We start from the raw sequence: 19,494 nt of genomic DNA on the forward strand, positions 1-19,494 counted from the left end.
AGGTATAGCCCAGCTTCTGCGGCTTGCCCCGGGAAAACCGGGGCAGATCCGCAAAACATGCGCAGCGTCAGCTTTTCGGGCTGACCATGGCCTCCACGGTGCTGTCCAGGCTATCGGCCGCCTTGCTCGCCCGCCCTGCCCCGGCCACCTGCCGCGCCTGCGGACGGGCCGCATCGGCGAGGATCACCTGGGCCGCCTTTTCCGCCGCGACGTAGATCGAGGTGACGATGAAGAAGCCGGGGATCTTCGGGAAGATCGAGGCGTCCACCACCCGCAGGTTGCTGGTTCCGCGCACCCGGAAGGCGCTGTCGAGCACCGCCATCGGGTCGTTGGCCGCGCCGATCGGGCAGGTGCAGGAGGCGTGGTGACCCCAGGCCTGGTTCATCACGTACTCCTTCAATTGCTCGTCGGTCTGCACCGCGTCGCCGGGCAGCTCTTCCTCGGCTATGAGCCTGGCCTCCTTCAACGGCTTGGCCAGGTTGCGCACGAACTTGATGCCCTCGACCACCGATTGCAGGTCTTCGCCCTTGGTGTCGTTACCCTCCTCGAAATAGCGGAAGTTGATCATCGGCGTCTGCGCCGGGTCCTTCGAGCGCAGGGTGACATAGCCGGCGGTGTTGTTGGTGTACGCCTTGAGCACCGCCCAGGTCAGGTAGTTGAGCTTTTCCACGATCAGCTTCGAATAGCCCGGGAAGTACCCGCGGAACAGGGCCAGCAGCGAGAAGCAGAACAGGTCCGGCAGCGGCCGTTGCTTGAGCGACTTCTTGATCACCGCCAGCACCGCGCCGTTGGTGGAGTACACCCCGACCTTGCCCTTGGCCCACTCCTCGTACTGCGGGTCGCCCTTCTCATAGCGCGCGCCTTCGAGGACTTCCCAGTTGTCGAAGTTCATGCGGTTGACCACCCCCACTTCATAGCGGTCCTGCAGGTTGCGCCCGACGCCGGGCAGTTCGACCCGCACCGGCACGCCCACCGATTCCAGCACCTCGCGCGGGCCGATGCCGGACAGCATGAGCATCTGCGGAGTGTTGAAGGCACCACCGGCGAGAATCACCTCGCGGCTGGCCCGGACCTGGCGCAACTCGCCGCTCGAGGTCGGGTTGCGCGGCAAGGTGCAGGCCTGGTACATCCGCGAACCCTTGATGTACTCCACGCCATAGGCGCGTTGCTCATCGTCCAGCAGCACCCGGGTGACCAGCGCATCCAGCTCGATGTGCAGGTTATCGGGAAAGCGCTGCTGCACATCGAGCAGGCGCTCGCGGGTGCCCATGCGGTGATGCTTGTGGGTGGCCAGCGGCGGGTAGCGCAGGCCGATCGCCTCGTCCTTGACCAGGCGCCAGTCGTTGGGGTCGCCAACGCCCTGCAATTGCCAGCCAATGCGCTTGAGCGGCTCGGCCAGGGTCTCGAAGGCCTGCTTGGCGGACTTGACGATGGAGCGCACCAGCGAAAAATCGTCGATCACCGCTTCGGGTACCGCCTTCTCCGTGTGCAGCCAGCCCTTGAAGCCATGCCGCGACGGATTGAAGCCGAACCACGAGAGAAACCGCTGGAACGGTCGGTGGTGGCAGTTCTCCAGGCGCTGGAAATGCTCGCGCATGGCGCTGGCCTTCCAGGACGCATCGCCGGTGATCCGGGCGATGTGGTCCCAGTCCTGGTTATGCGGGTAGACGGTGATCATCGCGTTGTGCGCGGTGCAGCCGCCGAGGCAACTGGCACGCGGGTACAGCACGCCATCGACGGTTTCGCCTTCGTAGCTGCGGGTGAACTTGGGGTCCTGCAACTGGCGTGCGTCGCTGCTGTAGTGGCGCACGAAAAAGTCCCAGCGCATGGCGTTGTTCTCGGTGGAACGCGGATGGAACGCCGGCACCTGGTACTGCTCCGGCAGGCCCGCGTCGTCGCCCTTGGCCACCGGGTCGCTGCCCGATTCCAGAACCAGCACGCGCCGGCCCTCCTCGGCCAGGCGCGCGGCCAGGGTGCCGCCGCCGGCGCCGGAGCCGACCACTATGTATTCGTATTCAGTCTGGTCAGTCATGACAGCGGCCTCAGAAGGTTTTCAGCAGGGAGATCAACGCGCGCTTGTCGTCGTCGCTGAGCGGTTGTTCGTCCTTGTCCTGGAGGAATTTCGTGCCGAAGTAATGGCCCTTGTCGACCACGTAGTCCGGGCACTTGCTCACTTCCAGCAGCGGCTTGACCAGGCGCTTGAAGACCTTGCGCGCTTCCTCGTCGCTGGCACCCGGCGGCAGTTGCTTGAGGTCGTGCTTGATCTTCACCAGCAGGTCGAGCACCTGGTCGCGTTTCTCCAGGTCGATGTTGGACAGCAGGCTCACCGGCGTACCCTGCGGGATAGGTCCGATCTGGATGCCGTCGTCACCGAACAGCCACGGCAGCCAGCGGGTCAGCACGCCTTGCAGGTCCTGCAGGAACTTCGGCAGGTAGCCGCTGCTCACGCGCAGGTAGCTGGTTTCGGTGGTGGTGTCGATGGTGCCCGGGTGGGTCAGCCCGGAACGGGTGACCACTTGGAAGTTGCCCTGGCGCTTTTCCGGCCACAGCAGCATCTCGATGGAGCTGTCGAACGAGGCGATGCGATCATCCACGGTGCCGGTCCACTTGAACGGGCCCAGGGCGTTGTTGAGGAACAACGGTGCCGTCGACCAGACGCTGACCAGCGACGCCGGCCGGGTGTAGCCCCGCCCGCCACCCGGCATCTCGTATTCCCGCGCCTCGCCGGTGTAGGGGTTCTGCACCAGCATCTTGCCCACCGCCGGCAACTGCTTGTAGGACTCGGAAGAGAAGTTGTCCCAGATGTTGTCGGCCAGGGCGTTGGTCGCCAGCGGGCTGCAGGCGTTGGTTTCGAGCAGCGTTACCGGCACGCGCAGTTCGGTGGACAGGAAGTTGTCGGTGAGGAAGTCATCCTTCTTCACAATGTCGCGCATCGCGTTCTTGAACTCCGGCGTCTTGCTGTAGCTCCAGTAGTCATTCCAGCACTTGAGGTAGTTGCCGTTGACGCAGCCGTTGTCCGGGAACTTCGCCCAGGCTTTTTCCGGCAGCTTGCTGGAGTGGCAGCGCGCGCAGGTTTCGGCGAAGACTTCCTTGCCCCGCTCCAGTTGCGCCGGCGAGGCTTGCAGATGCTGCTCGCCACCGGGTGCATTCTTGAGGTTGTCGGGGGTCGCCGAGGCGAGGAAGAACAGCGCCAGGTCCGGTGTCTGCGCTTCGTTGGCACGCCAGAAGGCCGAGTTCTTGCGGGCGGTCTCGATGGTGAACGGGGTGATCGGCTTGCCACCGATCAGCGGCCGGAAGTGCTGCGTCCATTCCTCGCTGAACAGGCCGATATTAACGAACACCCGGTTCAAGGCACCCAGGGCGCCGACCGAGTCGGCACCGTCCTTGAGCACCCGCGGGGTGAACACGGTGTCCGGCTTCTTGTAGAACTGCATCAGCGGGCTGTCGGCAGGAATGCCCGGCACCTCGTTGAACTGCTTGTTGTTCAGGTCGCCACCCTTGAGGGTTTCCTTGCCCAGGTGCGCGGCCAGCTCGATGCGCGCCTTGAGGTTGTAGACGGCGTTCATGGTCCGCGGGTTGTTGATGTAGTCGGTGGACACCAGCGAGGTATCCAGGGCCCCCGGCCGCGAGGTGTGGAACAACTGGTGCGGGAAGCTGCTGTCGTCCTTCTGCCACATGAAGATGCGATCCACCCAGAAATACTGCGCCCCCGGGTTGGAGTTGAGGTTGGCCCAGGCCGGGCTCTCCGGGTTGGCCGGCGGATTGGTCGGGTTCGGCCCGACGTGGCAGAACCCGCAGGACATGCCGACGCGATACGGCTTCACCAGCTTGCTGTCGTTGTAATAGCTGGGGTCTTCGTAGTAGCGCTTGGGATCCCAGTGCTTCTGCGCTTTCTCGTCGAAATCCGGGTTGGGGAACAGGCGCAGGCCGACGATGCCGGTGCCGTAGCCGTAGTAGGAGCCGGTCTCGATGTTCTTGCCACGGGCACCGATCTTCACGCCTGGGTACTTGGCCTCGTTCTCGAACGGGTCGGGAGCGCAGGACGGGTCACGGTTATCCAGCCACAGGCCATGGCGGTCTTCGCGCGGGCCTTCGCCCTTGGTGTAGCACGGCTCGTTGACCACGCCCAGGTACTGCCAGCGGTTGCTACGGTTGGCGGCCAGGGACGGATGGTTGGAGATGGTCTTGAGGAAGTCCAGGTTGCCGACGCTGTCACGCGAGAGCTTGTCCCACAGGGCATCGTTGCCGGCGGTCCAGACGATCCAATTGTTGCGCCCGCGGGCGAAGGCGTCCACCGCCTGCTGCTGGGTAATACCGGGGATGAAGGGCGAGAGGCGGTCCACCAGCAGCGCCGGTTGCTTCGAAACGCCATAGTCCATGTCGGCGAAGTAATCCTCGTCGGCGCCCTTCAGGCTGTCGGCATCGCGGCCGACGCACTGGGCTTCGTCAAGGATCTTGCCGGGTTGGTCACCGCAAGGGTTCTTCGGTTTATCGGAACACCCCTGCAACAGCACCAGGGGAAGAAAGAGGCTCAACATCAGCTTCACGGGTGTCATGCGTTTGCTCCTTGCAAAACGTGCAGACCGGTCCCTTCTGTCCTTGAGGAACACGTTATTGCGGCCGGTCCGGTTGGCCGATCTCAACTGAATGCAGTGCCCGCCGCGCTCGGTTGTGCGGCGGACCAGTTGGTTACAACTCCTTTACAGCACCTAAAGCATATGCCATTAAGTGATGGCACATTGCTTTCATTTGGTTATGAAAACCGTCGGCTTATCGCAGCTGCTCATAGGTTTGCGTGCAGGGCTTTTGTGATGGGGTTCACAGTGGTGGCAAGTGGCTATTTCCTTGCTCTACACTCCAGCGCCAAGGGAAGCATCTCCACCCATCGGCGGGACGGCACATGGACAGGCAAGATACGGTCAGCACCGATCAAGACACCCAATTCAGCGCCGAACAGGCGCGCATCACCGAACGTCATCGCTTGCTCGGGCTGCCAACCGGCGGCAAGCGCCTGGCCCTGGCCCTGTCCGGGGGTGGCATTCGCAGCGCCACCTTCTGCCTGGGCGTGGTCCAGGCCCTGGCCCGGGCCAAGGCACCTGGCGCGCCGCCGGGATCGAACGACGACAGCAAGGCCGACGACCTGGGCAAGCGCCTGTTGCCACGCTTCGACTACCTGTCGACCGTCAGCGGCGGCGGTTATTTCGGCTCGTTCCTCGGCAGCCTGTTCCTTCCAGGGCGCCTGCGCGATCGGGAGAACACCGGCGTCATCGGCGCCGGCGAGTCCGCGCCCAGCAACGACGCCAAGCGCCAGGCGGCCCGGCAGGCCTACGAAACCCTCGACTACGAGCCACCGGGACGCATCCACACCGGCGACGACTATCGTCGCCAGCCGGTTGGCGCCGCGCCGCTGGGCTGGCTGCGGGAAAACGGTCGCTACCTCACCCCTGGCGGTGGCGGCGACCTGTTCTATGTGCTCGGCATGTCGCTGCGCAACCTGCTGGCGGTGCACACGGTCATCGGCATGCCGCTGCTGTTCGGCCTGGCCCTGGCCGTGCTGCTGCAGGTCGGCATCAGCGACCTGGCGCTGTGCTCACCGCTGGGCGCCTTTTTACCGCTGAACAGCGTGCAACTCCTGTGCGGCTCGCTGTGGTGGCTCCCGGCGGCGCTGATCGTGTTCGCAGTGGTGCCGCTGATGCTGGCGTACTGGATGATCTATCGACGCTGCAACACTGACGAAACCCCGCATCCGTGCAACCGCGCCACCGTGCTCTATGCCACCACGGGCGCGGTGATGATCCTCCTCGGCGTGTTCGCGCCCTGGCTCGGCGGGGCCTTGCGCGCCTTGCTGGTGCTGGGCGGAGTGATCTGCGGCGTCGGCCTGGCCTACTGCCTGTGGTTATGCATTTACCTGGGGCATGGCCGTCCCTCGCCGGAGAAGATTCTTGCCCGGCAAAACACGGTCGCCACCTACCGTGTGCTGGTCACCCGGCGCCTGGCCACGGCCATCATCGCCACCCTGGTCGCAGCCTTCTTCGCCCTGATTCCCTGGGCGAGCCAATGGCTGTTCCTGCGTGTCGAGCAAGGGCCGCTGCTGTCCGGCGGCATCGTGCTGCCAGCACTGATCGCACTGGTGCGCTGGGTCTCGGTATCCAGCGACGACAAGGCTACCCCGGGCTGGCTGAGCAAGCTGCCGATCAGCATCATCGCCGGTACCGCGGGGGTGGTGATCCTGCTGCTGGTCTCGCTGTTCTGGGGGCTGCTGGTGCAGTACGTGCGCTACACCGGCGACTGGTTCGGCGACTCCCATGCCTGGGCCCGCCTGCTTGGCCTGACGGTCATGGCGGCGCTGTTCAGCCTGGGCTCGGGCAAGTTCATCGGCTTCCTCAACCTGTCGTCGTGGCAATCCTTCTATCGCGCCCGGCTGGCCCGCGCCTACCTGGGGGCCTCCAACGGCCTGCGCTTTTCCGGCAATACCCGCAAGCAACGCCGGCGCCTGCTCAGCGTCGCCGAAACGCTGCCCGGGGACGACGTCAGCATCGAAGCGTACTACGCCCATGCCACCTGCGCGCCGGTACACCTGATCAACGTCACCCTGAACCAGACCGTCGACCCGGCCGAGCAACTGGTGCAGCGCGACCGCAAGGGCAAGCCACTGTGCCTGGCGCCCTCCGGCCGATACGGCGAAGGCAGCGTCAGCTACATTCTCGACGGCGAACCGCGCCAGCGTGCCCTGCAACCGGAGTCCGGGGAAATCTACCAGCCGCTGACCCTGGCACACTGGATCGCCACGTCCGGGGCCGCGTTCTCCACCGGCCTTGGACGCGCCACCACACTGGGTACTTCCCTGGCCTTCGGCCTGACCAACGTGCGCTTGGGCACCTGGTGGCCGGCGGACTTCCTGCAGAACGGCGAAAAGGACAGCGGCCTGCGTGCTCCCCGCGATACCCTGCGCGAGCGCACCCTGACCACCCAGCATTACCTGTTCTACGAAATCACCGCGCACTTCCACGGCTTGAACCGCGACTTCCAGTACCTCTCCGACGGCGGTCACTTCGAAAACACCGCCTGCTACGAGCTGATCCGCGAAGGCCGCAAGATCGACCTGATCGTGATGTGCGACTGCGGCGCCGACCCGACCTACCAGTTCGATGACCTGGCCAACCTGATCCGCCTGGCGCGGATCGACCAGGCGCTGGAAATCAGCGAGGACCCAGGCATCTTCGAGGTCGAGGAACTGGCCCCGTATTTCGGCCGGATCCAGGACTTCAAACTGGACAGCGAACAACGCAAGCAAGCGGAGTACCGGCGCTGCGCCGTGCTCCTGAACGTGCACAACAAGCAGCAGCAACTGACCTCGCGCATCCTGCTGATCAAGCCGAACCTGATCGCGGGCCTGCCGGTGGACCTGCTCAACTACGCCAGCGAACACCCGACCTTCCCCAACGAAAGCACGGCCAACCAGTTCTTCGACGAGGCGCAGTTCGAGGGGTATCGGCAGCTAGGCTTGCAGATCGGCCGGCGGTTGTTCGGGGATGGGAAGCAGGAAGCGAAGGTGGCGGATGCGTTGTGGAAGTACCTGGAGTATTAGGTGGCTGTTCGGGCTCTATCGCTGCGGTGCGGCGGTCCGACAAGCCAGCTCCCACAACCTGTGGGAGCTGGCTTGCCAGCGATGAGGCCGGATCAGGCAACAACCGAATAGGCAATTGCCGAAAGGGTAATCAACCCCACCGCCACCACGAACACGTTAGACGCCTTGCCCGAGTACTGGCGCAACGATTGCACCTTGTTGATCGCGTACATCGGCATCAGGAACAGCAGGCAGGCGATCACCGGTCCGCCGAGGGACTCGATGATCCCGAGGATGCTCGGGTTGAGCGTGGCGACGATCCAGCAGGTCAGGACCATGAACAGCGCCGTTACCCGCTCCAGGCTCTTGGTCGACAGCGAGCGGCCACGACCGCGCAGGCTTTTTACGATCAGCCCCTGGAAGCCTTCGCTGGCACCGACGTAATGGCCGAGGAAAGACTTGGTGATGGCCACCAGCGCGATCAGCGGCGCAACGAAGGCGATCACCGGTGTCTGGAAATGGTTGGCCAGGTACGACAGGATCGAAATGTTTTGCGCCTTGGCCGCCGCCAGGTCGGCCGGAGACAGGGCCAGCACGCAACTGAAGCAGAAAAACATCACCGTCAGCACCATCATCAGGTGCGAGGCCGCCAGGATGCGCCCGCTCTTGTACTCGGCACGCTCGCCATACTGGCGCTTCTGCGCCACGGCAAAGGCCGAGATGATCGGCGAGTGGTTGAAGGCGAACACCATGACCGGAATCGCCAGCCATAGCGTCTTGAGCAGCAGCCCGGCGTTCATGCCTTCGCCGGCCTGGGCGAAGAAGGCGCCGTTCCAGTAGGGAATCAGCCCCAGGGCAAGCAACAGCAGCGCGGCGACGAAGGGGTACACCAGCACGCTCATGACCCGCACGATGATGCCCTGTCCACAGCGCACCACGATCATCAGGCCACAGATCAGCAGCAACGACAGCAGCGCCCGGGGCGGTGCGGTGACGTGCAACTGGTGTTCGAGGAAATTGCCCAGGGTGTTGGTCAGCGCCACGCTGTACACCAGCAGGATCGGGAAGATGGCGAAGAAATACAGCAAGGTAATCAGTTTGCCGGCACCGGCGCCGAAATGCTCTTCCACCACTTCGGTGATGTCTTCGTTGCCGCCCTTGCGCCCGGACAGGACGAAACGGGTCAGGCCGCGATGGGCGAAGAAGGTCATGGGGAATGCCAGCAGCGCCAGGATCAGCAACGGCCAGAAACCGCCGACCCCGGCGTTGATCGGCAGGAACAGGACCCCGGCACCGATGGCGGTGCCGTACAGGCCCAGGGTCCAGGTGGTGTCGTGGCGGCTCCAGCCGCTGGAAATGGCAGGCGCAGCGGCGTCGCCACGCAATGAAGTGGTGCTGTTTACATCAGTCATCGATATCGCCTTGTAATTATTTTTGATAACCACCGTCGCCTGTGCCGGACGCCGGTCTTAACACTCGACAAAAGCGACGGCCAGGCCGCCGCGGGAGGTCTCCTTGTAGTTTTCATGCATGTCGGCGCCGGTATCGCGCATGGTGCGGATGACCCGGTCCAGGGAAATGAAATGCTCGCCATCGCCACGCAGGGCCATCTGCACGGCGTTGATCGCCTTGACCGCGGCGATCGCATTGCGCTCGATGCACGGCACCTGGACCAGGCCGCCGACCGGATCGCAGGTCAGCCCAAGGTTGTGCTCCAGGGCGATTTCCGCCGCGTTTTCCAACTGTTCCGGGGTAGCGCCGAGGACATCGGCCAGGCCGGCGGCGGCCATGGCGCAGGCCGACCCGACCTCGCCCTGGCAGCCGACCTCGGCGCCGGAAATCGAGGCGTTTTTCTTGCACAGGATGCCCACCGAGGCGGCAGCCAGGAGGAAGTCGACCACGTCGTCGTCACGGGCTTCGGGGCTGAACTTCATGTAGTAATGCAGCACTGCCGGGATGATCCCCGCCGCGCCATTGGTCGGCGCCGTGACCATGCGCCCGCCGGCGGCGTTTTCCTCGTTGACCGCCAGGGCGAACAGGTTGACCCACTCCATGGCACTGAGGGTCGAGCCGATCACGTTGGGCTTGCCCAGCTCCTGCAGGCTGCGGTGCAGCCTGGCCGCGCGGCGCTTGACCTTGAGGCCGCCAGGCAGGATGCCTTCGTTGCTCAGGCCGTTGGCGACGCACTCGCGCATCACCGCCCAGAGTTGCAGGAGCCCGGCGCGTACCTCGCTTTCCTCGCGCCAGGCCAGCTCGTTGGCCATCATCAACTGGCTGACCCGCAAGCCATGGCGCTTGCACAGGGCGAGCAGTTCTTCGGCGCTGGAAAATTCGTAAGGCAGTTCGACCTGCGGACCGGCAGGGCCCGCGCCGATTTCCGCCGCCTCGACGATGAAACCGCCGCCCACCGAGTAGTAGGTTTGCTGCAGGAGCAGGCCGTTGTCGCCGAAGGCTTCCAGGGTCATGGCGTTGGGGTGGTATGGCAGGCTCTCGTCGAGCAGCAGCAGGTCGCGTTGGCTATCGAAGGTGATCGCCCGGCTGCCGCCCAGCACCAGCACGCCGGTGCTTTGCAACTGTTCGATCCGCGGGCCGATGTACTGCGGATCGATCCGGTCCGGCCATTCGCCCATCAAGCCCAGCAGGCAGGCGCGGTCGGTAGCGTGGCCGACCCCGGTCGCCGACAACGATCCGTACAGGCGCACTTCGACACGGCTCACCGTTTCCAGCAGCCCCTGTGCACGCAGCGCCTCGACGAAGGTTGCAGCGGCGCGCATCGGGCCTACGGTATGGGAACTGGACGGGCCGATGCCGATTTTGAACAGATCGAAAACACTGATAGCCATGCTAATGCCTGCCTGCCCGAAAGCGGTGAACCCTTTCGGTGCACGGTGAAAAAATTGAGGGGTGTCGCCAAGTTGGGCGATACTGCCCTGCGAAATTTCCTACTACCAACGAAACTTTCTAACCAAGGCTTTAGCAGGACTAAACGATGCGGCGATCGATGAATGGCCAGATGTATGTCTGGTTGCATGTGTTTTCCTGCGCGGCGCGGCACCTGTCGTTTACCCGTTGCGCCGAGGAACTGCATATCACCCCCGGTGCGGTGAGCCAGCAGATCCGTCAGCTGGAAGAGCGCCTGGGCTTTCGCCTGTTCCTGCGCCGGGCCCGGGGCGTGGAACTGAGCGCCGAAGGCCAGCGCCTGGCCGTGACCGTACACGAGGCCTACGGCAGCATCGAAGCCGAGCTGCTGCGCCTGGATGCCGGGGAGATCCGCGGCACCCTGCGTTTGCGCTCGATTCCCTCGTTCCTGGCCAAATGGCTGACTCCGCGGTTGCCGCGCCTGCAACAGCGCTTCCCGGACATCCAGTTGCGCCTGGTGGCCGAGGACAGCAACCAGGCCCTGCACGAAGGGGACTTCGACCTGGCCATCGACCTCAACGACGGCAGCTATCCGGGGATGTACTCGACGCCGTTGCTGGACGAGGAAATCTTCCCGGTCTGCTCCCCCGCCCTGCTCCGCGGCCGCCCGCCGCTGCACGGGCCGAACGACCTGGTGCACTACCCGCTGCTGCATGACATCACCGCCTGGCGCGGCAGTTCGGAATACGCCGAATGGGAGTTCTATCTCGAAGCGATCGGCGCCGGCGGCCTGGATGTGCGGCGCGGGCACACCTTCAACCGCAACCACCTGACCATCGAAGCGGCGATTGCCGGAATCGGCGTGGCGATTGCCCGGCGTACGCTGCTTAACGACGAGCTGGAACGGGGGACCTTGATCGTGCCCTTCGGAGCTCCGGTACCTAATCACAAGCGTTACGTGCTGTTGTACAGCGCCGGGACCCTGGCGCACCCGAGTGCCCGGGCGGTGCATGACTGGCTGGTGGAAGAGGCCCGGGCTTTCGGCTGAACGCAAAACCCTGTGGGAGCGGGTTTACCCGCGATTGCCATGGTGAAGTCACTACCGCATCGCGGGTGAACCCGCTCCCACAGGGTACGCGTATGCCAGTCAAAAGATTTGCGCGAATGCGGGTGAGGTTTTTTTACTGTCGCGCGTCATCTTGCACGTCTAGTTACAAGGCCCGTCCCACACGCAAGGAATTCCCGATGACCGCCAACACCGAACGCGCCAGCCTGCGCTCGCAGCGCCTGAACCAGATCACCCATGCGCCGCATAGCGAGCTGGACGCGCTGGTGAAGTCCCACGCGCCTTTCGAAACCCGTGAAAACTTCGCTCGCTTCGTCGTTGCCCAGTACCTGTTCCAGAACGAACTCAAGGCGCTGTACACCGACCCACGGCTGATCGCCATCGTTCCCGACCTGGCCCAGCGCTGCCGCGCCGAACAGGCCCGCCTGGACCTGGCCGACCTCGACACCGAAGTCCCTGCCGACTTCCCCGGCGCCCTGCAGAATCCGGGCATCGCCCAGGCCATGGGCTGGATCTTCGTCTCCGAAGGCTCCAAGCTCGGCGCCGCGTTCCTGATCAAGCGCGCCGTGGCCCTGGAGCTGAACGAAAACTTCGGCGCCCGCCACCTGGGCGAGCCGGCCGGCGGCCGTGCCGAGGGCTGGAAGCAGTTCTGCCGCATCCTCGACAGTCTGGAACTGAGCGCCGAGGAAGAAGCCGCCGCCGAACAGGGCGCGGTCGCCGCCTTCGAGCGCTTCACCGCGCTGCTCAAGCATGCCTACGCCACTGCGCCTAAAGCCGAACTGGCCTGATCATGCTCCGGCCGTCATCATGACGGCCGGATTTCCCCGTGCAGTCGACAAACCCCATGACCCGACCCTCTTCCTCGAAGCTTTCCCGCGTGCTCTATGGCCTGCTGGCCTACGTGAGCCTGGGCATCGGCCTGGTGGCGATCGTCGTGCCCGGCCTGCCGACCACCGAATTCATCCTCCTCGCCGCCTGGGCCGCGACCCGCAGCTCGCCGCGCCTCAGCGCCTGGCTGGAAAACCACCGGCTGTTCGGGCCGATACTACACAACTGGCGTAACGGCAAGGTGATCCAGCGCCGGGCCAAGGTCAGCGCCACGCTCAGCATGCTGTTATGTGCCACCCTGATGCTGGTGTTTCTTGAGCACCACTGGCCGGTATGGCTGGCGATCGGCGGCATGACCCTGGGCAACCTGTGGATCTGGTCGCGCCCCGAAGCCCTCCCCGCCACCGCCGCCAAGCCGAGCGGTATTTGACCTGCGTGCGCTGATTAACTTCACTTGTCTCCTTCGACCCCAGGAGGACAACGATGCTGAACATGCTCGGCGCCATCGCCCATGACCTCGACCTGCCACGCCCGCAGGACGGCGCGGTGCGTTTTTCCACGCCCGGCAGCCTGCCGTCGGCCTTCGCCGTGACCGAGATGGCCGGGGTCAGCGTCGCTGCCGCCGGGTTGGCCGTGGCGGCACTGATCGAGCAGCAGGCCGGGGAATGCCGCCAGGTCCAGGTGGACAGGCGCCTGGCCGCCATGTGGTTCGAGTCGAGCCTGCGCCCGCAAGGCTGGGAGTTGCCACCCAAGTGGGATGCCATCGCCGGCGATTACCAGACCCGCGACGGCTGGATCCGCCTGCACACCAACGCCGCGCACCATCGCCTGATCGCCGAAGCCGTGCTCGGCCCCGCCACCGATCGCCAGGCCATGGCCCGGCGGGTACTGGCCTGGTCGGCCCAGGAACTGGAACAGGCCATCGTCGAAAGCGGTGGCTGCGCAGCGCAGATGCTCGGTTGGCAGCAGTGGTCGGATCATCCCCAGGGCCGGGCGGTAAATGCCGAGCCGCTGATCCGCCGCCAACGGCTGGACGCCGACGGCTCGCGCAACTGGTCGGGCAACACCGAGCGACCGCTGGCCGGCGTGCGGGTACTGGACCTCACCCGGATTCTCGCCGGCCCGATTGCCACCCGCCTGCTTGCCGGTTTCGGCGCCGAGGTGCTGCGCATCGACCCGCCGGACTGGAACGAGCCTGCGGTGGTCGCGGAAGTCACCCTCGGCAAGCGCTGCGCCCGCCTCGACCTGCGCAATTTCGACGACCGCAAGATCTTCGAGCGCCTGCTGGCCCAGGCCGACATCCTCGTCCACGGCTACCGCGCCGACGCGCTCGAGCGCCTGGGTTATGGCGACGAGCAGCGCCGGCTACTCAATCCGGCACTGGTGGATGTCAGCCTCAATGCCTACGGCTGGAGCGGCCCGTGGCAGTTGCGCCGCGGCTTCGACAGCCTGGTGCAGATGAGCACGGGTATCGCCCATGCTGGCATGCGCTGGCAGCAAGCCAGCCGGCCGGTGCCCTTGCCGGTACAGGCGCTGGATCATGCGACCGGCTACCTGATGGCGGCGGCCGCAGTGCGCGGGCTGGCGCAGCGCCTGGCCACGGGACAAGGGGCGATGGCGCGGTTGTCCCTGGCCAGGACAGCGAAATGGCTGGTGGAACAAGGCACCATGCCGGACGACCTGCCTCTCGCCGCAGAGACCACGGCGGACCTGGGACTGTGGCGGGAGCACACACCCTGGGGCCCGGCGCAGAGGCTGCAAGCGCCGTTGCAGGTGGTGGGGGCGGAGTTGCATTGGGAGCGAGGAGCTTCGGAACTGGGCTCGGCCGAGGCTTGTTGGTAAATCATCCCGGCCTCATCGCTGGCAAGCCAGCTTCCACAGTGTGGGAGCTGGCTTGCCAGCGATGAGGCCCGAAAGAACACCCTCACTCCCGACTCCCGATCACCGTGTCCACCGGCACCACCACCTGCCCCAGATCGATCCGCTTGAACACCGGACTCGCGCCCAGCCGCGCATTGAACCGTGTGTTGAAACTGAACTCGTCCTCCGTCGCCACGCTCAATGGCCGCCCGTAGGCCGCCTGCACCTGGGCCGCGTCATAGCCGAGCAATTGCAGCAGGGTCGGGAACAGGTTGTAGTGACTCGACCGGTCGCGGTTCTGCGCCAGGTGCGCCGACCAGTCCGGCGCCTTGACGTGCTCGCCCTGGATCACCACCAGCGGCACCAGCCCTTCCTCCATCACCGGATCGCTGTCGCAGTGGGTGTTCAGCCCCGGGTTGCCGCGCTCGTGCAGGTCCTGCCCGTGGTCCGAGGTGTAGAGCAGCACCGCCTGGTCGAGATCGGCCCGGGCCAGCAGGCGTTTGAAGAACTCACCGACATTCCACGCCAGGGTGTTGCGGTAGGCATTACGGTACAGCACCCAGTCCTGCGGGCTGCCGGCGAAGCCATCGCGGCGCCCGGTATCGGCAATATCGGCGTATTGCCCGCGAGGCAAGGCCGGGCGCCAGAGCAGGAAGTCGTCCGGGTATTTGTCGTGCACCGGAAAATGCGCGCCGACCTTGTTGACCAGGATCAATTGCGGCCGGCCGTCGCCGAGCAGCTCCACCAATTGTTGCGCGACCGCCATGTCGCGCTGCTGCACCGGTGTGTCGTCGAACTGGATGAAACGGTCGATATCGCGCTTTTCGGTTTCGCTCATCAGGTTCTGCAGGTTGCCGCCGGTGCGCTGGGCGTCGATGTAGACGGTCTGCATGCCGGCCTGGTGGGCGTACTGCCAGATCGACGGCTGGGTCGAGTTGATCCGCAGGTAGTCGGCGCGGGTGCCGCCGTAGCGCAGGGTGACATTGGTGTCGGCGCTGCAGTTGGCGATGGACGCAGCGTAGCCGAAGTTGAAGATCTTCAGCCCCGGGTGCGGCTGGGTCAGCGGGGTTGGCACGCCATGGGCGGTGTTGAGGTCGAGATAATTGCCGGACACGCTTTCGTCGATCAGCAGCACGATGTCCCGGGCCATGGGCGGACCGCTGCGCGCCAGGCTCACCGGCTGGCGCGCCCCGACGTGGTCGTGCAGGGTTTCGTAGACCAGCAGGTTGAGATAGGCCAATGGCGTGTACATCACCGGCAACCCGCGCGCGCCCTCCCCGGCACGGACGAACAGGATCGCTGTCAGCAGCAACAGGCCGAACAGCGGCGCTGCCCACGGTAGCCCACGGGGCACGCGCGGTCGGGCGCCGGGACGCAGGCCGACACCGAGCAGCAGCAAGAAGCCCCGGGCCAGCGCCAGGACGATCGCATCCTGGTACTGCACCAGCGCTTCCTGGATGAAACCGCCGGAATAGACCATCGAGATGAACGAGCTGTAGGTCAGGTAGCTGGCAGTGATCCGGGTGTAGGCATCGAAGAACACCGCACTGGCGAAGAACACCATGGCCAGCAACCAGCGCAATGCACCCTGGCGGATCTGCGCGGCCAGCCATAAACCCAGCGCCAGCACTAGGAACACCCCGGCATAGAGCACCAGCGCCGGACTCATGCCCAAGGCCTGCAGGCGCTCAAGCACCGCATCGTGAAAACAGGCCAGGTAACCCAGCAACAGCAAGCCCTTGAGATATGCGCGCATGGGTGAGTCCGCCTTTGCCACACCGGGGATTTTCGAAGGGTAGCCAGCCAGCGAAGGACTTTCCAGCTATCGACTGCCAAATAAATGGCGATTTTTTGGCGCCGAAAAATAGGGATTAACACTAAGGAAAGCGTCGCCAGCGGCTTACCCTGCAACCTCTGAAAGCCTTTCATGGCGCGGCTTTCGACCGTTTATCGAGAAACTGATCGATGACGCTGCAGCACCTTTCTGACGCAAAGGCGCGGATTGAAAGGGATTGATGGCAAAACGACCCATGCATCAGGCGACGTAAGTTAAGCGAAACATGCCATTCCCTTGACACTTTTTCCGCAGCCTGCGCTATACCCAACACACATCGCTGTTACATCCCCATTACGTCATGCGAGGCCGCCGGAATGGACGTGAGTGTGTTCGGTACGGGTTACGTGGGTCTGGTCCAGGCAGCCGCCCTGGCGGATGTCGGCCATCGGGTGCTGTGCGTGGATGTCGATAGCCACAAGATCAGCCAGCTTCGCCAGGGCGTGCCGCCGATCCATGAGCCCGGGCTGTCGGCCCTGCTCGAGGACAATATCCGCGATGGCCGCCTGCTGTTCAGCACCCAGGCCAGCGATGCGGTAAACCACGGTGAACTGATCTTCATCGCTGTCGGCACACCGCCCGACGAGGACGGTTCCGCCGACCTTTCCCATGTGCTCGGCGTCACCCGGCAGATCACCGAACTGATGGACAGCGACCGTACCCTGATCATCAAGTCCACGGTGCCGGTGGGTACCGCCGACCAGGTGGCGCAACTGGCCCGCGAACAACTCGATCGCCTGGGCAAGCTGGGCCTGAAGGTGCGGGTGGTGTCCAACCCGGAATTCCTCAAGGAGGGCAGCGCCCTCGCCGACTGCCTGCGCCCCGACCGGATCATCGTCGGCACCTGCGACGCCGATGCCCAGGACCAGCTCACCGAACTCTACGCGCCCTTCTGCCGCAACCATGAAAAGCTCATGTTCATGGACAACCGCAGCGCCGAGCTGACCAAGTACGCCGCCAACGCGATGCTCGCCACGCGCATCAGCTTCATGAACGAGCTGGCCAACCTCACCGAGCGCCTTGGTGCCGATATCGAGGCAGTACGCAAGGGCATCGGCTCCGATCCGCGCATCGGCTATCACTTCATCTACCCCGGCTGCGGCTTCGGCGGCTCGTGCTTCCCCAAGGACCTGCGCGCCCTGCTGCACACCGCCGAGCACAACGGCATGCCACTGCGCCTGCTGCAGAGCGTCAGCGAAATCAACGACAGCCAGCGGCAGATCCTCTTCGCCAAGCTCAAGCAGCATTTTCCCGGGAGCCTGGCCGGTAGGTCGGTAGCGCTCTGGGGGCTGGCCTTCAAGCCCAATACCGACGACATGCGCGAGGCGCCCAGCCGCTACCTGATGGAAGCGCTGTGGGCCGAGGGCGCGACGGTGCATGCCTTCGACCCGGAAGCCATGGCCGAATGCCGGCGCCTTTACGGCTACCGCAAGGACCTGCACCTCTGCGCGACCCGCGACGATACCCTGGAAGACGCCGATGCCCTGGTGATCTGCACCGAATGGAAAAACTTTCGCGTGGTGGACTTCACCCTGCTGGCGAGAAAGCTGCGCCAGCGCCTGATCATCGACGGCCGCAACCTGTACAACCCCGACCAGGTCGCCACCTTCGGCCTGGACTATTGCGGCATCGGCCTGCGCCATGTCGTGCCCGAGGTTCCGGCGCCATGAAAGTCCTGATGACCGGCGCCGCCGGCTTCATCGGTGCCCATTGCGCGCTGCGCCTGCTGCGCGATGGCCACCAGGTGATCGGCCTGGACAATTTCAATGCCTATTACAACCCGGCGTTGAAGGTGGCCCGGGTCGACTGGGTACGCCAGCAGGCCGGGGACTTCGCCCCGCGTATTCTCGACCTCAACGATGCCGAGGGCCTGGAGCGCCTGTTCGCCAGCGAGCGCCCCGAGATCGTCGTGCACCTGGCCGCCCAGGCCGGGGTGCGCTATTCCCTGGACAATCCCCGGGCCTACCTGGACAGCAATATCGCCGGTTTCCTCAATATCCTCGAATGCTGCCGCCGCCATCCGGTGCAACACCTGCTGTTCGCCTCGTCCAGCTCGGTTTACGGCGCCAACCGCCGGGTGCCCTATTCGGTACGCGACGGCGTCGACCACCCGCTGTCGCTGTACGCCGCGAGTAAGAAGGCCAACGAGGCCATGGCCCACTGCTACAGCCACCTGTTCGGCATCGCCGCAACCGGTCTGCGCTTCTTTACCGTGTACGGCCCCTGGGGCCGGCCCGACATGTCGCCGATCCAGTTCGCCACCGCCATCCATGAAGGCCAACCGCTGCGCCTGTTCAACCACGGCCGGCACCAGCGCGACTTCACCTGCATCGACGACATCGTCGAAAGCCTGGTGCGCCTGATACCCCTGGCGCCGACGGCCAATCCGGACTGGGATGCCCTGCACCCGGACCCGGCCAGCAGCCACGCGCCCTGGCGCCTGTACAACATCGGTGGGCAACGCCCGGTGGCCCTGCTCGACTACGTCGCGCTGCTGGAGAAGCACCTGGGGCGCAAGGCGCACATCGAGCTGCTGCCGCTGCAACCGGGCGATGTGCTCGACACCTGCGCCGACGCCAGCGACCTCGCCTTCGCCACCGGCTACAGCCCGCTGATCTCCCTGGATGAAGGGCTCGAGCGCTTCGCCGCCTGGTTCCTCGACCACTACCTGCCGCTGCTCGGGACGCCAGCGCAGATCCACCGGGCCACGCCCGCAGAGCAACGGAGGTCGTCATGACCGGACAACCGCAAAGCGCCCAGGTACAGGCGCTGCAAGAAGACAAGCGGATGGACCCCAAGCACCGCATGCGCATCGATTCGGCGGTGCACAAGCAGGGCCGTGGCTGGTTCACCGGGCGCATCGGCGGCCGGCCCTGGACCCTGTCGCGGACCAACCGCTGTGTCGCCGCCGTCGGTGCGGTGCTCCTGATCATCCTTCTGGCGCCGCTGCTGCTGGTGCTCGCGGTGCTGGTCAAGGCCAGCGGCCCGGGGCCGGTGTTCTTCGTGCAGCGGCGCACCGGTTACCGCGGGCGCTGCTTCGGCATGTACAAGTTCCGCACCATGGTCGCCGAGGCCGAGGCGTTGAAAGAATCCCTGAGGCACCTGAACAAGCACGGTGCCCACTCCATCGACTTCAAGATCGACGATGACCCGCGGGTAACCCGGATCGGCCGCTGGCTCCGGCGCAGCAGCCTCGACGAGTTGCCCAACCTGTTCAATGTGGTGCGCGGCGAGATGCGTTTGGTGGGACCCCGACCTACCTCGTTCAACGCCTACCGCTACAAGGACAGCCACCTCGCCCGCCTGAGCATCTACCCCGGCATGACCGGACTCTGGCAGATCTCCGGGCGCAGCGACATCGACTTCGACCAGCGGGTCGAGCTTGACCTCAGCTACATCGCCGAACAGAGCCTGAGCCTGGACCTGAAGATCCTGCTCAAGACCCCCTTCAAAGTCTTCACTGGCCACGGAGCAAGTTGA

The 19,494-nt window shown here is 64.9% G+C and carries 13 protein-coding genes; 8 read left to right on the forward strand and 5 right to left on the reverse strand.

Annotated features, from left to right (window positions below; translation table 11 throughout):
• Positions 1–67: 67 nt before the first annotated feature.
• Positions 68–2,032 carry a GMC family oxidoreductase gene (locus tag ACPFMA_RS14675; RefSeq protein ID WP_425928065.1) on the reverse strand — a complete coding sequence of 655 codons (1,965 nt, stop codon included), beginning with the start codon at positions 2,030–2,032 and terminating at the stop codon, positions 68–70.
• A gap of 10 nt (positions 2,033–2,042) precedes the next feature.
• On the reverse strand, positions 2,043–4,556 hold the full coding sequence (locus ACPFMA_RS14680; RefSeq protein WP_425928066.1) for a hypothetical protein: 2,514 nt from the start codon (positions 4,554–4,556) through the stop codon (positions 2,043–2,045).
• A gap of 344 nt (positions 4,557–4,900) precedes the next feature.
• Between ACPFMA_RS14680 and ACPFMA_RS14685 the strand changes: the two genes are divergently transcribed.
• The gene (locus tag ACPFMA_RS14685; protein WP_425928067.1) at positions 4,901–7,588 is read left to right on the forward strand and encodes a hypothetical protein; all 2,688 of its coding nucleotides are present in this window, start codon (positions 4,901–4,903) and stop codon (positions 7,586–7,588) included.
• A 92-nt stretch (positions 7,589–7,680) separates the two neighbouring features.
• On the opposite strand, the gene ACPFMA_RS14690 is transcribed toward ACPFMA_RS14685, so the two are convergent.
• Positions 7,681–8,979: a serine/threonine transporter gene (locus tag ACPFMA_RS14690; protein WP_425928068.1), complete on the reverse strand. Its 1,299-nt coding sequence runs from the start codon at positions 8,977–8,979 to the stop codon at positions 7,681–7,683.
• A gap of 57 nt (positions 8,980–9,036) precedes the next feature.
• On the reverse strand, positions 9,037–10,410 hold the full coding sequence (locus tag ACPFMA_RS14695; RefSeq protein ID WP_425928069.1) for an L-serine ammonia-lyase: 1,374 nt from the start codon (positions 10,408–10,410) through the stop codon (positions 9,037–9,039).
• Between the two features lie 146 nt (positions 10,411–10,556).
• Between ACPFMA_RS14695 and ACPFMA_RS14700 the strand changes: the two genes are divergently transcribed.
• The 4 genes from ACPFMA_RS14700 to ACPFMA_RS14715 all read left to right on the forward strand — a co-directional run bounded on the left by ACPFMA_RS14700 (position 10,557) and on the right by ACPFMA_RS14715 (position 14,162).
• A complete protein-coding gene (locus tag ACPFMA_RS14700) occupies positions 10,557–11,474 on the forward strand; it encodes a LysR substrate-binding domain-containing protein (RefSeq protein WP_064304581.1) in 918 nt (305 codons plus the stop codon).
• Positions 11,475–11,671: 197 nt separating this feature from the next.
• Positions 11,672–12,280, forward strand: coding sequence for a biliverdin-producing heme oxygenase (locus tag ACPFMA_RS14705; protein WP_425928070.1), 609 nt, complete (start codon positions 11,672–11,674; stop codon positions 12,278–12,280).
• Between the two features lie 56 nt (positions 12,281–12,336).
• On the forward strand, positions 12,337–12,750 hold the full coding sequence (locus ACPFMA_RS14710; protein WP_064304583.1) for a YbaN family protein: 414 nt from the start codon (positions 12,337–12,339) through the stop codon (positions 12,748–12,750).
• A gap of 53 nt (positions 12,751–12,803) precedes the next feature.
• Positions 12,804–14,162, forward strand: coding sequence for a CoA transferase (locus ACPFMA_RS14715; RefSeq protein WP_425928071.1), 1,359 nt, complete (start codon positions 12,804–12,806; stop codon positions 14,160–14,162).
• A gap of 82 nt (positions 14,163–14,244) precedes the next feature.
• Here ACPFMA_RS14715 and ACPFMA_RS14720 read toward each other — a convergent pair whose 3' ends face one another.
• Positions 14,245–15,936, reverse strand: coding sequence for a sulfatase-like hydrolase/transferase (locus ACPFMA_RS14720; protein WP_425928072.1), 1,692 nt, complete (start codon positions 15,934–15,936; stop codon positions 14,245–14,247).
• A gap of 395 nt (positions 15,937–16,331) precedes the next feature.
• Here ACPFMA_RS14720 and ACPFMA_RS14725 point away from each other — a divergent pair, with 395 nt between their 5' ends.
• The 3 genes from ACPFMA_RS14725 to ACPFMA_RS14735 are packed head-to-tail and all read left to right on the forward strand — an operon-like array spanning position 16,332 to position 19,494.
• Entirely contained in the window at positions 16,332–17,684 is a 1,353-nt protein-coding gene (locus ACPFMA_RS14725; RefSeq protein WP_064304586.1) for a UDP-glucose dehydrogenase family protein, read from the forward strand.
• Positions 17,681–18,751 carry an NAD-dependent epimerase gene (locus ACPFMA_RS14730; RefSeq protein WP_425928073.1) on the forward strand — a complete coding sequence of 357 codons (1,071 nt, stop codon included), beginning with the start codon at positions 17,681–17,683 and terminating at the stop codon, positions 18,749–18,751. The genes ACPFMA_RS14725 and ACPFMA_RS14730 overlap by 4 nt, the downstream gene beginning before the upstream one ends.
• On the forward strand, positions 18,748–19,494 hold the full coding sequence (locus tag ACPFMA_RS14735) for a sugar transferase (RefSeq protein ID WP_279897531.1): 747 nt from the start codon (positions 18,748–18,750) through the stop codon (positions 19,492–19,494). The genes ACPFMA_RS14730 and ACPFMA_RS14735 overlap by 4 nt, the downstream gene beginning before the upstream one ends.

This window comes from Pseudomonas sp. NyZ201 (assembly GCF_049860765.1).
Lineage (GTDB): Bacteria > Pseudomonadota > Gammaproteobacteria > Pseudomonadales > Pseudomonadaceae > Aquipseudomonas > Aquipseudomonas bharatica.

Bases quoted from the DNA above. Each gene is read 5' to 3' on its own strand.
- ACPFMA_RS14675 (WP_425928065.1), bottom strand. From the start codon at position 2,032: ATGACTGACCAGACTGAATACGAATACATAGTGGTCGGCTCCGGCGCC.
- ACPFMA_RS14680 (WP_425928066.1), bottom strand. From the start codon at position 4,556: ATGACACCCGTGAAGCTGATGTTGAGCCTCTTTCTTCCCCTGGTGCTG.
- ACPFMA_RS14685 (WP_425928067.1), top strand. From the start codon at position 4,901: ATGGACAGGCAAGATACGGTCAGCACCGATCAAGACACCCAATTCAGC.
- ACPFMA_RS14690 (WP_425928068.1), bottom strand. From the start codon at position 8,979: ATGACTGATGTAAACAGCACCACTTCATTGCGTGGCGACGCCGCTGCG.
- ACPFMA_RS14695 (WP_425928069.1), bottom strand. From the start codon at position 10,410: ATGGCTATCAGTGTTTTCGATCTGTTCAAAATCGGCATCGGCCCGTCC.
- ACPFMA_RS14700 (WP_064304581.1), top strand. From the start codon at position 10,557: ATGCGGCGATCGATGAATGGCCAGATGTATGTCTGGTTGCATGTGTTT.
- ACPFMA_RS14705 (WP_425928070.1), top strand. From the start codon at position 11,672: ATGACCGCCAACACCGAACGCGCCAGCCTGCGCTCGCAGCGCCTGAAC.
- ACPFMA_RS14710 (WP_064304583.1), top strand. From the start codon at position 12,337: ATGACCCGACCCTCTTCCTCGAAGCTTTCCCGCGTGCTCTATGGCCTG.
- ACPFMA_RS14715 (WP_425928071.1), top strand. From the start codon at position 12,804: ATGCTGAACATGCTCGGCGCCATCGCCCATGACCTCGACCTGCCACGC.
- ACPFMA_RS14720 (WP_425928072.1), bottom strand. From the start codon at position 15,936: ATGCGCGCATATCTCAAGGGCTTGCTGTTGCTGGGTTACCTGGCCTGT.
- ACPFMA_RS14725 (WP_064304586.1), top strand. From the start codon at position 16,332: ATGGACGTGAGTGTGTTCGGTACGGGTTACGTGGGTCTGGTCCAGGCA.
- ACPFMA_RS14730 (WP_425928073.1), top strand. From the start codon at position 17,681: ATGAAAGTCCTGATGACCGGCGCCGCCGGCTTCATCGGTGCCCATTGC.
- ACPFMA_RS14735 (WP_279897531.1), top strand. From the start codon at position 18,748: ATGACCGGACAACCGCAAAGCGCCCAGGTACAGGCGCTGCAAGAAGAC.